This window comes from Ningiella algicola (assembly GCF_028401415.2).
In the GTDB taxonomy this organism is placed as follows: domain Bacteria; phylum Pseudomonadota; class Gammaproteobacteria; order Enterobacterales; family Alteromonadaceae; genus Glaciecola.
This window is the reverse complement of the sequence record NZ_CP171821.2, coordinates 4,577,366-4,590,390: the sequence shown is the minus strand read 5'-3', so window position 1 is coordinate 4,590,390 and position 13,025 is coordinate 4,577,366. Positions and strand designations below refer to the sequence as shown.

Below are 13,025 nucleotides of genomic sequence, written 5' to 3'. Positions count from 1 at the left end.
CGCCCATTTAGCCTTGCGCCAATTGCTCGTTAGAGAGTCGTGCTGGCGTGGTATTTGGGTACTCAGCAATGACCTTTTCGAAATACTGTCGCGCTAAATTCGCATCACCTTGAGTTTTTGCAATCATGCCAAGCTTGAGCAAAGAATCAGCACGTTTAGGTGAGTTTGCAAACTTGTCAGCAACTTGCGCAAACTGCTCTTTCGCCCCATCCCAATCCTGGCTGTTATACAACAGTTGCCCCAACCAATAATGTGCATTATCGGTAAGGTCTGAATTTGGGTACTGGCTTAAAAAGTTTTCAAAAGCAGGAACGGCTCTTTCATAATCTTGCTCTTGCAGAATGAGATTGACCGCATTTTGATAAGCGTCTTGTTCGCCCATTGTAACCGGCACAGAAACAGTCGGTGTGTTGCTGGTTGAACCCGACTGTGCAGAAGGCGTACCGCCTGCAGAAGCAATATTGCTTCCAACGCCTGCACTTTGCACCTGTAAATTTTCAAAACGCCTGTCGAGCTCTAAAAATAGCTCGCGCTGGCGTTCTAAGATTTTCTCGAGCTGATGATTATGAAGCTCAATAGAGCCGCGAATGCTGTCTACGTCAGATTGCAGCATATCAAGTTGCTGCTGCATACGCTGTTGAGTGTTTGAGCGCGATTCAACAATGCGCTCAATCACCGCAAGACGTGCTTCAAGATCGCCTGATGAAGGAGTGCCAGCGCTTTGCAACACACTTTGACTGCTGGTGTTTACATCAATAACTGGCGCCTGCGCAAAGCTATATCCGGTCAATGAGCAGCAAGCAATCACACCCGTCACCAACTTGAACGAAGCGCTTTTCACTTTACTGTTCGACTCACTGTCTCTAAGCATCAATCTATTCATCAACAACTCGATTTAAGGTTTACTGATACACTACAACTGCGCGACGATTTTGCGCAAATGCATACTCAGAGCTACCCATAACCGCAGGCTTTTCTTCACCGTAAGAAACCACTTCAATTTGGCGACCAGATACACCTTCATTTTGCAGGAAGGTTTCAACCGCTTTAGCACGGCGCTCGCCCAGTGCAATGTTGTACTCAGGGGTACCGCGACTGTCGGTATGACCCTCAATCACAACATTTTGATTAGGATTTCTAACTAAGAACTCTGCGTGTCTACGCAGTACTGGGAAGAATTCTGATTTGATGCTTGAGCGGTCAAAGTCAAAGAAAACGGTTTGCTGTAATTCTAACTCTGCCTTTTCATTTGCCAACATATCTCTAGCACGTTGAAGTTCTGCGGCAGCAGCGGCTTCAGCCTCCGCTTGTTGACGTTCAGCCGCAGCAGCATCTCTATCTGCTTGCGCTTGTTGTTCTGCAGCAACACGATTTCGTTCCGCTTCAAGTTCTTCATCGGTTGGGCCAGATGAACAAGCCATCAATGTAATAGCCGGCAGCGCAATTAGTAGCGTTCTAAGTTTGTTGTTAGTAAGCATGCTAAATCCTTAAAAAATGTACTCAATTATTATAATAAAAATGGTGACCAACTTGGCGATTTTACCTGTCCATCTGCAGCAGGTAAAAGCGCTTTAAACCGACCATCCAGCGATACGAGTGATAACACCTGTTCACCTTCATGCATCGTGCTATAGATAATCATGCTACCGTTTGGCGCGATGCTTGGCGACTCATCCAAATATGTCCGAGTCAATACTAACATATTACCATTTTGCAGATTTTGACGTGCAATATGGTAATCGCCTTGCGTCCGATTTACGACAACTAAATTCTGGTTATCTGGCGTAATTGCGGCACCAAGGTTCATTTCCCCTTCAAAAGTAAGCCTGCGTGAGCGCTTAGTGTCTAAATTTACTTGATAAATCTGAGGTTTTCCACCCCGTTCTGAACTAAAGATAAGGCTTTTACCATCAGGCGACCAGCTTGGTTCAGTATCGATAGCTCGATTTCGCGTAATTCTTTCTAGCTGACGACTGGCTAAGTCCATCACATATATCTCTGGATTACCGTCTTTAGACAGCACCATAGCAAGCTTTTTGCCGTCGGGTGAAAATATTGGCGAGCCATTAATGCCGGGAAAATCAGTGATCATTTGGCGTTGAGTCGTATAAATATCTTGAATAAAGATTTGCGACTTCTTGTTTTCAAACGACACGTAGGCAATCTTATTTCCATCCGGCGACCATGACGGCGACATTAAAGGCTCAGGAGACGATAGCAAACGCGTTTCATTTGCACCGTCATAATCAGCAATCACGAGTTGATAAGGTAAGTCATTGGTATTTCTGTCGCGAACAATCACATAAGCAATGCGAGTTAAAAATGCGCCACGTTCTCCTGTTAACGATTCATACACAATGTCACTAATAATGTGTGCATATTGACGAAAGTCACTCGCATTAATGATTTTTTTACGCGATTCAACAATATGGTCTGAACGAGATACTAACTGGCCATTTTGCAGTGATTGCGCCTGCCCGCCCGTATTTTGAGCTTTAAGAATATCCACCAGCTCAAAAGATACTTCGTATTGGCCTGCTCCACTGTCCTCAATGTTTCCAACCAAAATGGTATCGATGCCTTGCGCGGCCCATGCATCGTAGTTGATTTCATCGTCTCGCGTTGGGAACTGCGGCATCTCGCTCATGGCGATGGGATTAAACTTACCACTGCGCAGTAGGTTGTTTGTGATCACGTCGGAGATATTTTCAGGTAAAACGGTATCACCGTTCCATCTAAATGGCACAACGCCAATGGGACGAGCATTGTTGACGCCCTCAGTGATCACGATTTCCAACTTCGCTTGCGCAAAACTCGCGCAACATACTAGCGATATTAGCAGGCACGCATGTAACAAACGCTTATAAATCATTATATCTCCGGTATTACAGTAATGTTTAAATCTCTAATCTCAGCGAACACGGCAGGATCACTCGAAACAGGCAGCGTTGCTGGTCTCAATACGGCCGCTTGCGAAGCTCTACACAACGCATCATCACCATCTAAGATGCGCACATCAATCACTAAACCACTTTGAGAAAGGCGAACATTTAAGCGACAGCTTTTTCCACGAAAACTCTCGATATCAAAGAGGTTTTGCATAATGGTTTGTTGAATCAGCGCTTGATACTTTTCGACCTCGCTCATTACGCGCCTTTGATTCGCTGCACTGAGCACCTGCTGTTCTTGTGCAAGTTGATCAGCAAGCTGCTTTTCAAATTCTGCTTGCTTCTGTTTTTCTTCTGCGAGCCTTTGCTGCATTTCTTGCTCGCGCTTTCTTTGCTCTTCAAGCGTGCGCTGACGTTCTCGTTCTTTCGCTTCGCGCTGCTCTTCAGCTTGTTTTTTCTCCTCGGCAGCTTTTGCTATGCGACGTTTTTCTCGCTCTGCTGCGGCGCGCTGTTCTTGGTCTCGCTTACGCTGCAATGCTTGCTGACGTGCCTGTGCTTCAGCCTGTTGCTGGCGCTGTTGCTCGGCTTGTCTGTCTGCAATCGCTTGTGCATCAATAAATCTGGCCTGTATGGGCTGCGCGGCAGAAGCAAAACTCACGGTCGGCTTTGGTTTAAAATCGACAGACACCAACAACAGCACAATCAGTACTATGTGAATACCTGCAGATATTGCCATTGCCTTGTTTTCTTTCATAAGCTTGCTTTCATCAGCTTTCTTTCATGCGTTATTGTTCGTGAGCTGTCTTTCACAGCTTAGCTATTTGGGTCGGTCATCAGACCCACCGATGCTGCACCTGAGCCTTGCAATAACACCATCATATCAATAACCTTTTCGTAGCTTATGCTTCTGTCACCATTTACAACCACGGGAATTGTAGGGTCAACGCCTAGACGTGTTTTTACAATGGACGCAATCTCGTTAGCGCCCATTGGCGAATCTGGGTTGTCGCCCACGTTAAGATAATATTGCCCTTGCTCGTCAATCGAGACAATCATGATGCTTTCTTCTTCAGTCTCAAGCGTTTGCGCTTGGGCTTTGGGTAAGTCGACTTTTACACCCTGCGCAATGACCGAAGCGGTTGCCATAAATATGATGAGCAAAACGAGCATTACGTCTATATAAGGTACTACATTCATCTCTGATACCGGGCGACGTCTGCGTCTTTGGTACATAATCTATCCTCAGCTTATGGTTTATTGCTGGCTAAGCTCTGCTAGCTAAGCTTTGGCGAGTGAGAATGGCGGAAAACTCTTCCATAAAGTTACCGTAGGCGTTTTCGAGTTTCTCAACTTTTGCCATAAAACGGTTGTACGCGACATACGCCGGAATAGCAGCAAATAGGCCTATTGCCGTTGCAATCAGTGCCTCGGCAATGCCCGGCGCTACCATCTGTAAGGTGGCTTGTTTCACTTGCCCCAGCGCAATAAAGGCTGTCATGATCCCGTAAACCGTGCCCAATAATCCAATGTAGGGAGAGATAGAACCTACGGTAGCTAAATAGGGAAGGCGCGTCTCAAGCTCATCGACTTCGCGCGACATGGCCACGCGCATCGCTCGGTATGAACCGTCAGTGATGGCTTCTGGCGTCACACCTGAGGTTTTACGCAAGCGAACATACTCTTTAAAACCAGAACAAAAGATTAAGGAAGCGCCGAATAGGTTTTCGCGCTGAGAAAGCTCGTTGTACAAACTGTTTAAGTCTGCACCCGACCAAAAAGTGTCTTCAAATTCTCGAAGCTCTGACAATGCAGATTTTATGGCGGAATTTCTTTGGAATATATAGGCCCAGCTGCTAATTGACATGCCTAAAAGCAATAGCATGATAAATTGAACTGGAATACTAGCAGCCAGCACTAGGCTGACAATGGACATATCACTGCTCACGGCGCATTTCCCTCAACAGGTCGTCTGGAATTCGACTTGGTGATTTTGTGATTGGATTAATACACCCAACCTTCACCGTAGCCTCAACCAAACATTCATTATTATTGTTATACACGGCTTGTTTAAATAACAAGCTCACACGCTTTATTGTAATGGGCTCACAGCTAACTGTTAAGAGCTCATCTAACTTAGCGCTTTTATGATAAATCATATTCAGATCTTTGACGACAAAAGCGACTGATTGTTCCATCAGCTTCGCTTGGTTACCACCTAAGGCCCTCACCCAGTCCGAGCGCGCCCGTTCGAAGTAACGTAAATAGTTTGCATGGTATACAATTCCACCTGCGTCGGTATCTTCAAAATACACCCGCACATTGATATCAAATTTATTCATGTATTACTTTTCGTTTATATTTGTTAAAAAATTGCTAATATCAAGTATATATAACGATTGGAAAGTTCGATTTTATATCTAGCATTAGTTTTTCTAATAGAAAAATCTAATTTTATTCAATTGTCCTACCCTGAAAAATTCGTAAAATGCGTCGCAAGTACGAAGTAAACCGATTGTGTTTGTTCGTGTTTCATGGAATCCCTTCCGTTGATATATTTTTTGCCCGCATTTTTTGCGGGCTTTTTTTTTGCTCGCTATTTTCAAGCGTGTTTTCCTAATCTTTAATTGAAAACCCTAAGTGCGAATATGCATGCTCAGTCGCTATTCTCCCTCGCGGAGTGCGTTGCAAAAAGCCTTGTTGAATCAAAAAGGGTTCAATCACATCCTCAATTGTTTCTTTCTCTTCGCCAATGGCAGCGGCGACATTCTCAAGCCCAACGGGGCCACCTGAAAACTTCTCAATAATCGCCAGCAGCAGTTTTCGATCCATAAAATCAAAACCTTGCTTATCTACATCCAGCATATTAAGCGCGCTTGCAGCTACCTGAGAGCTAATTTCACCATCTGCTTTAATTTCTGCGTAATCGCGTACCCGGCGCAGCAATCTATTCGCTATTCGAGGTGTGCCACGACTGCGCTTGGCTATCTCGAAAGCACCTTCTTGGTGCATATTTAAGTTCAGATAAGCTGCGCTTCGAATCACAATGTTGGTTAAGTCTTTTACATTGTAAAACTCAAGACGCTGCACAATGCCAAACCTATCTCTTAGTGGGGAAGTCAGTGAGCCTGCGCGCGTTGTGGCGCCAACCAATGTAAACGGAGGTAAGTCTAATTTAATAGAACGAGCGGCGGGGCCTTCCCCTATCATGATATCAAGCTGGTAGTCTTCCATTGCCGGATAAAGCACTTCTTCAACAACGGGGCTCAAGCGGTGAATTTCATCGATAAATAAAACGTCGTTCTCTTCTAAGTTGGTGAGCAGTGCAGCTAAGTCCCCTGCTTTTTCAAGCACCGGCCCCGATGTCGTTTTGATATTTACGCCCATTTCATTAGCAACGATGTTTGCCAGCGTTGTTTTGCCCAAGCCCGGCGGCCCAAAAATAAGCAAATGATCCAGTGCATCCTCGCGCTTTCGCGCAGCTTGGATAAATATTTCCATTTGTTCGCATACGTGATCTTGCCCGGCATAATCGCCGAGCATTTTAGGGCGAATGGCGCGGTCAACTACCTCATCTTCACCTTGTTCATTTGCTTGTATTAATCTGTCCGCTTCAATCATCTTGTATGCACTTTTATAATATTATTGAGTTTCGCTTTTCACTTGCAGTCATCACTATTGCGAAAGCAGTAAGTATGCGTGTTATCAATCAAACCATCGACTTTAAAGCATCTCGAATAAGTTGTTCACTGCTCGCATCCTCTGAAAATACACCTTTCACTGACTTTTCGGCTTGTGCAGGCTTATATCCGAGTGCGACCAATGCACTAATAGCCTCTTCTTTGGACGAAAGCTGAGGCGCCAATATCGTTTGTTCGCTAGGCGCAGACTCAATACTCGGGCCTTGACCAGCCGCTGGCGTAGATGCATGCGCCACATCTAAGTCTTTCAACTTATCTTTAAGCTCTACTACCAAGCGTTCGGCTGTCTTTTTCCCTACGCCCGGCATTTTAACCATTGCGGTAATATCTTCATACATAACCGCTTGCACGAACTGGGCCGCTGACATACCCGAGAGAATAGTACACGCTAGCTTAGGGCCAACTCCATTGGCCTTTATCAGAATTCTAAAAAGGCTGCGCTCTTGGCGTGTGATAAAGCCAAATAACAACTGAGCATCTTCGCGAACCACAAAATGCGTAAAGAGGGTGACCGCTTGGTTAACCTCTGGAAGCTCATAAAAGCTGGTCATGGGCAGTTGCACCTCATAACCCACCCCATTTACATCCAGTAAAATATCCGGAGGGAGCTTTTCAAGTAGTGTGCCGCGCAGCAATCCAATCATGTCGTAGTTTAACTCTTATTGTTATATTTTATTTAGTGTTAGCGCATAAGCGAGTGCTATCGCAAGCGTTTTCGAACCGTTTTACTGGCCTGCCCCGACATGCGAATTAAACTTTGCTCAGTATGCAAGTGACACAGCGCAACTGCAAGCGCATCTGCTGCATCTGCTTGAGGTGTTTTTGTGAGCTTGAGCAAATACGTCACCATGTGCTGAACCTGCGTTTTATCGGCTGCCCCAATCCCGACAACCGACTGCTTGATCTGACGGGCTGAATACTCGGCAACAGGCAGAGATTTATTGGTAGCCGCCACAATAGCGGCGCCCCTTGCTTGCCCAAGCTTTAATGCAGAATCTGCATTTTTTGCCATAAATACTTGTTCGATGGCAAACTCCGTTGGCGAAAATTGGCGAATGATTTCGCTCACGCCGGTAAATACATTGTGTAATCGGGCTGACAGGCTTTCATCCTGTACTCGAATGCAGCCACTTGCAAGGTATTCAGCTTTATTGGCGACCACCTTAATCAATCCATATCCGGTAATTCGCGAGCCAGGATCAATGCCAAGAATAACTTTCATGGAACGAACATCTCTATTGCGCGCCTGTTAGTGCTCGACCAAGCTTTGGCCATTGCCTGCTCTTTGCTCATCCACGCGTAGCTTAAATGCTCGGTGAGTTTTACCTGCGTATTGATATCTACACAGGCACAAAACACATGCTCATTATTAAAGGAGGTGCCTGGCGCATAACGATACCGCCACTGCTTTCGAATCTGGTATTGATTAACTAAACGGCAGTCAACAATATCATGATTGGAAAAACTAAGCTCAATACCCGTTTCTTCAGCCACTTCCCGATAAGCAGTTTGAATGGGCGACTCCCCTGGCTCCATGGTGCCGGTAACAGACTGCCAAAAATCCGGATCATCCATGCGTTGTAAAAGTAAAACTTGACTGTTTTCTGCACTTTCCTGAGCACAGTTGCTTGTCTGCACCTTTGTATGCAGCACAACCATAACCGACTCAGGAAGTTTAAAAGTCATATTTACTCTATTGGTTTTCCTCAGCCTCGTTTTTCTCTGCTGTGCTTGCGTCCTTAGCGAGCGTAGCAATGGCGAGTTCTTGCAGCTGTTGAGGATTGGCTTTTCCTGGAGCACCGGTTAGCGGGCATGCAGCCGTTGTCGTTTTAGGGAATGCCATAACATCGCGGATAGACTCGGCATCGAGCATGAGCATGACTAATCGGTCTAATCCAAACGCAAGGCCTGCGTGCGGTGGTGTACCATACTTAAGCGCTTCAAGTAAAAAACCAAACTTCTCTTGGGCTTCTTGCTCGCCTATACCGAGAAGTTCGAAGACCAAAGCTTGCATATCCATATCGTGAATACGTACTGAGCCTCCGCCAAGTTCGACGCCGTTCAGAACCATATCATATGCATTAGAAAGCGCAGTTTCCGGGCTTTCTTTGAGCGCTTCTAGCGAACTATCTCGAGGTGCAGTAAAAGGATGGTGCAAAGCGTGAAGCTGTCCATCTGCTTTTTCGAACATCGGAAAGTCTACCACCCAAAGCGGTTTCCACTCACCTTGCAGTAAATCGAAGTCTTTGCCGAGTTTTAAACGAAGTGCGCCCAGTGCTTCGGTAACAACATGATAGCTATCTGCACCAAACAGTAGAATATCACCGTCTTTGGCATTTGTTGCATTAAGCAATTTTTCTACACTTTGTGCATCGAAGAACTTAAGAACGGGCGATTGGATCCCATCCATGCCCTTTGCAATTTCGTTCACCTTCATCCACGCGAGGCCTTTTGCACCATAAATACCGGCAAATTCGGCATATTGGTCTATTTGTTTGCGCGAAAGTGATGCGCCGCCGGGTACGCAGATTGTCGCAACTCGTCCGTTTTCATCGTTGGCAGGTCCGCTGAACACTTTAAATTCAATGTTTTTGACAATATCTGCCACATCTACGATTTCAAGTGGATTACGCAAATCGGGCTTATCGCTGCCAAAGCGCTGCATGGCCTCGGCGTAGCTCATACGAGGGAAGTCGCCTAAATCTACACTCAGCATTTTTTGAAAGATATCTCTAATGAGTCCTTCGGTGATCGCCATTACGCCATCAGCATCTAAGAAAGAGGTTTCAATATCAATTTGCGTGAATTCTGGTTGGCGATCTGCTCGTAAGTCTTCGTCTCTGAAGCACTTTACGATTTGATAATACTTATCCATTCCACTCATCATCAGCAGTTGCTTGAACAGCTGTGGCGATTGCGGCAGTGCGAAAAATTCGCCTTTGTGGGTTCGACTTGGTACTAAATAATCGCGCGCTCCTTCGGGTGTGGCAGCAGTTAATATGGGCGTTTCAATATCTAAGAAGTCGTTGTCTTCTAAATAACGTCGCACCGCACCAGTCACTTTGCTTCTAAATACAAGACGCTCTGTCATAAGCGGGCGGCGTAAGTCTAAATAGCGATATTTGAGACGCTGTTCTTCTGAGTTTTCTTGATTCCAATCAAGTGGAAGTGCAGGCGCTCTGTTGATAATGGTGACTTGCTTGCCTAAGACCTCGACTTGACCTGTAGACATATCGTTGTTTATTTGACTATCTGGGCGCGCTCGGACAAGCCCCTCTACTTCAATACAAAATTCGTTGCGAAGCTCGCTGGCATTGGCAAACGCTTGTTCAGTATCTGGGTCAATCACCACCTGCAAAACGCCCTCGCGGTCGCGAAGATCGATAAAAATAACGCCGCCTAAATCGCGACGCTTATTCACCCATCCTTTTAAGGTGACAGTTTGGTCGATGTATTGTTTGTCTATTCTTCCACAATAGTCTGTGCGCATCTGATGGCCCATGTAAATTCAAAGGCGTGGATTATAAACGAAAGCTTACGCAAATATAAATGAAAGCTCGCATTTTCGGCACTTATTTTGGTATCTATTTAATGACTTAGCTTGAGGGCTTACTTAAAGCCTATAATTAGCATCGCGCAAATAAGATTTTGGCGACTAGGAAGCGTGAATTACGCCTTTGTAAAACAGATACAGTGCTCAATATCCAAACGCAAAGAAACACGCTCACCCACCTTAAAATCTTGATGACTGGGCGCAAGGCAAAGCAGTTTTTGGTTTTCGTCCTTAAGCACTAATTTGTACAGAATGCTGGCACCTCTGAATCGGCGGTCGAGTACAGAGGCAGTCAAGCTTGTGGCGATTTTGCTTGCTGCGTTTAATGAAAGATCGTCAGGGCGAATTAATACATCAAGCGTTTGGCCTGCGGCAAAACTGTGTTGCTGATTTAAATCTAAGCGCCCTAGCGCGGTGTTGACGAATAACTGCCCTGCACTTTCTTCCACGGTGCCAGGCACAAACACACCCTCGCCGATAAAGTCGGCCACAAAACGCGTGTTGGGTTCATGGTATAGTTTATAAGCGGTATCCCACTGCTGACAGTGTCCATGTGCAAAGATGCCTATTTTGTCGGCCATCGCAAAGGCTTCGTGTTGGTCATGGGTCACCATCAGCGCAGTGATCCCCAAACGCTTGATAATATTGCGTATTTCTACCGCTAGCCGTTCACGTAGTTCTGGATCAAGGCTTGAAAAAGGTTCGTCTAACAGCAGCAGTCGTGGCTTTGGTGCAACGGCTCTTGCAATGGCAACACGCTGCTGCTGACCGCCTGATAGCTCATGAGGAAAGCTTTGTGAATATTCGGCCAAATCGACTCGCTCAAGCATGTCGAGCGCGCGCGCCTTTCTCTCATCTGCACTCAGTTTATGTAGGCCATACTCAACGTTCTTTTGTACGCTCATATGAGGGAACAAGGCAAAGTCTTGGAACACCACGCCGATGCCTCGTTTGTCAGGTGCAAGGTCAGTATCGTCACTCGCAACAATTTGACCGTCGATGTGGATTTGACCGTGGCTTGGCACATGAAAACCTGCAATAGATTGTAAGAGCGTTGTTTTTCCGCAACCTGATGGACCAAGCACGCAGGCGATTTCGCCAGCACTTAAGGAAAAACTGACCTCACTGAGCACAGTTGTATCGTCGTAGTTCAGACTTAAGCTTTGTACTTCAAGCATACTTCACTGACCTGCCTTTATTCGTATCGTTTGGCTGTGTAGGGCGCACTTTGTGACTGGAGCGGTCGCTTTGCTTAGTCATTTGATGCGTGAGTAACATTACGGGAATGAGTGCGACCAATACGATACTGATTGCAGGTAAAGCAGCATCAATAAGCCGCTCGTCAGACGCTAGCTCGTATGCTCTCACCGCGAGGGTGTTAAAATTGAAAGGTCTAAGCACAAGAGTGGCAGGCAGTTCTTTTAAAATGTCCACAAACACGAGTAACAATGCACTTAACAACGAACCAGACAGCAATGGGACGTGAATGCGTCGCAACAAACGTTCACTTCGTCCGTCCATCGACAAAGCGGCACTGTCCATTTTGGGCGAAATACGCGCAAGCCCCGTTTCGGTGTTTTGTAGCGCAACACTCACAAAGCGCACAGCATAGGCAAAGATCAGAATTGCCACACCGCCCGACACCACAAGACCGGGACGGTAGTCAAACACCAACATAGTGAAGGCATTAAGTTGCCTGTCGAAAAAGCCTGCAACCATCAATACGCCAACGGCAATTACAATACCGGGTAGTGCATAACCGAGCGAGAGCATTTGCTCAGCGGTTTGATTGATTTTATTTGGCAGCATTCTTTTGGCATAGGATACCAAAAGCGCTATTGCCACGATAATGAGCGCACCTAAAAACGCGAGATAAAAAGTGTTCACCACAAGATCGGTAAATGCGCCCAAGTCTCCCACATCAGCGAATTGAATACTCCATATTGCAAGCTGGATAAAGGGAATGATAAACCCTAATGCTGCGGGCAACAGACATAGCACAAACAAAGCAAGGCCTTTAAAGCTTGATACTTTATGAACATGTTTTGCTGCGTTTGCTGAGCCAGAAACGTTCACATAGTGTGCAGCGTCTCTGCGGCCTCGCTTTTCCAGAATAAGCAAGACCAAAACGAATAAGCAAAGTAAACTGGCGAGTTGCGCGGCGCCTTGCACGTTTCCCATCCCAAACCAGGTTCTGAATATTCCGGTACTAAAGGTGCTCACGCCAAAATACGCTACGGTTCCATAGTCAGCGAATGCTTCCATCATTGCAAGCGACGCACCAGTAACGATAGCTGGGCGAGCAAGTGGAAAGGCAACTTTTCGCAGATGCGCTAAGCGCGAGAGTCCAGCAAGCTGACTTACCTTATAAAGTGAATAAGACTGCTCTGCAAAGGCGGTGCGCGCAAGGATATACACATAGGGGTAAAACACTAAAATCATCATCGCGATAGCGCCGCTTAAAGAACGCACGTCCCAAAACTGATAGTCAGCTCTCGTCCATTCAAATGTGTCCCGTAAAAAGCTTTGTAAAGGCCCAGAAAAATCAAGAATGCCAGTATAGGTATACGCGATAATATAGGCTGGCATAGCAAGGGGAAGCAAAATTAGCCAGGTGAGCATCGATTTTCCCACAAACTCGAAATTCACCATAATATAAGCAAGGTATGTCCCGACAATAATGGTTCCAATACCCACACTTGCAGCCAACACAATTGAATTGATGACATAATCCGACAGTACGGTTGCGAACACATGCGCCCAAAGTTCTGTATCGAATACAAAAACGCTACTGGCGACAACCAGTAGCGGTAAAACAATCAGTGCACTTAACAGCACTACCGAAGTCTGTAGAAACGGGCTTTTGCGCCTTTTGGATTGGATGAC

The 13,025-nt window shown here is 46.0% G+C and carries 14 protein-coding genes; all 14 read right to left on the bottom strand.

Features of this window, described 5'->3' with window-relative positions; genetic code table 11:
- Positions 1-7 precede the first annotated feature (7 nt).
- The 14 genes from ybgF to PN836_RS20015 all read right to left on the bottom strand — a co-directional run bounded on the left by ybgF (position 8) and on the right by PN836_RS20015 (position 12,977).
- On the bottom strand, positions 8-883 hold the full coding sequence (gene ybgF, locus PN836_RS20080) for a tol-pal system protein YbgF (RefSeq protein ID WP_395341840.1): 876 nt from the start codon (positions 881-883) through the stop codon (positions 8-10).
- Positions 884-902: 19 nt separating this feature from the next.
- A complete protein-coding gene (gene pal, locus PN836_RS20075; RefSeq protein WP_395341838.1) occupies positions 903-1,478 on the bottom strand; it encodes a peptidoglycan-associated lipoprotein Pal in 576 nt (191 codons plus the stop codon).
- Between the two features lie 29 nt (positions 1,479-1,507).
- On the bottom strand, positions 1,508-2,872 hold the full coding sequence (tolB, locus tag PN836_RS20070; protein WP_395341835.1) for a Tol-Pal system beta propeller repeat protein TolB: 1,365 nt from the start codon (positions 2,870-2,872) through the stop codon (positions 1,508-1,510).
- The gene (gene tolA / locus PN836_RS20065; protein ID WP_395341833.1) at positions 2,872-3,642 is read right to left on the bottom strand and encodes a cell envelope integrity protein TolA; all 771 of its coding nucleotides are present in this window, start codon (positions 3,640-3,642) and stop codon (positions 2,872-2,874) included. Before tolA ends, tolB begins: the two co-directional genes overlap by 1 nt.
- A gap of 59 nt (positions 3,643-3,701) precedes the next feature.
- Positions 3,702-4,121, bottom strand: coding sequence for a protein TolR (tolR, locus tag PN836_RS20060; protein WP_395341831.1), 420 nt, complete (start codon positions 4,119-4,121; stop codon positions 3,702-3,704).
- A 31-nt stretch (positions 4,122-4,152) separates the two neighbouring features.
- Positions 4,153-4,833: a protein TolQ gene (gene tolQ / locus PN836_RS20055; RefSeq protein WP_395341828.1), complete on the bottom strand. Its 681-nt coding sequence runs from the start codon at positions 4,831-4,833 to the stop codon at positions 4,153-4,155.
- Complete coding sequence (ybgC, locus tag PN836_RS20050) at positions 4,823-5,227, bottom strand: tol-pal system-associated acyl-CoA thioesterase (RefSeq protein ID WP_395341827.1); 405 nt, start codon at positions 5,225-5,227, stop codon at positions 4,823-4,825. Before ybgC ends, tolQ begins: the two co-directional genes overlap by 11 nt.
- 274 nt (positions 5,228-5,501) lie before the next feature.
- Positions 5,502-6,506: a Holliday junction branch migration DNA helicase RuvB gene (gene ruvB, locus PN836_RS20045; protein ID WP_395341825.1), complete on the bottom strand. Its 1,005-nt coding sequence runs from the start codon at positions 6,504-6,506 to the stop codon at positions 5,502-5,504.
- 88 nt (positions 6,507-6,594) lie between these two features.
- Positions 6,595-7,230 carry a Holliday junction branch migration protein RuvA gene (gene ruvA / locus PN836_RS20040; protein ID WP_395341823.1) on the bottom strand — a complete coding sequence of 212 codons (636 nt, stop codon included), beginning with the start codon at positions 7,228-7,230 and terminating at the stop codon, positions 6,595-6,597.
- A gap of 56 nt (positions 7,231-7,286) precedes the next feature.
- The gene (gene ruvC / locus PN836_RS20035; protein ID WP_395341821.1) at positions 7,287-7,808 is read right to left on the bottom strand and encodes a crossover junction endodeoxyribonuclease RuvC; all 522 of its coding nucleotides are present in this window, start codon (positions 7,806-7,808) and stop codon (positions 7,287-7,289) included.
- The gene (gene nudB / locus PN836_RS20030) at positions 7,805-8,272 is read right to left on the bottom strand and encodes a dihydroneopterin triphosphate diphosphatase (protein WP_395341819.1); all 468 of its coding nucleotides are present in this window, start codon (positions 8,270-8,272) and stop codon (positions 7,805-7,807) included. The genes ruvC and nudB overlap by 4 nt, the downstream gene beginning before the upstream one ends.
- Before the next feature lie 7 nt (positions 8,273-8,279).
- A complete protein-coding gene (gene aspS, locus PN836_RS20025; protein WP_395341818.1) occupies positions 8,280-10,076 on the bottom strand; it encodes an aspartate--tRNA ligase in 1,797 nt (598 codons plus the stop codon).
- A 179-nt stretch (positions 10,077-10,255) separates the two neighbouring features.
- The gene (locus tag PN836_RS20020) at positions 10,256-11,317 is read right to left on the bottom strand and encodes an ABC transporter ATP-binding protein (RefSeq protein ID WP_395341816.1); all 1,062 of its coding nucleotides are present in this window, start codon (positions 11,315-11,317) and stop codon (positions 10,256-10,258) included.
- Positions 11,310-12,977, bottom strand: coding sequence for an ABC transporter permease (locus tag PN836_RS20015; RefSeq protein WP_395341814.1), 1,668 nt, complete (start codon positions 12,975-12,977; stop codon positions 11,310-11,312). The genes PN836_RS20020 and PN836_RS20015 overlap by 8 nt, the downstream gene beginning before the upstream one ends.
- Positions 12,978-13,025 lie beyond the last annotated feature (48 nt).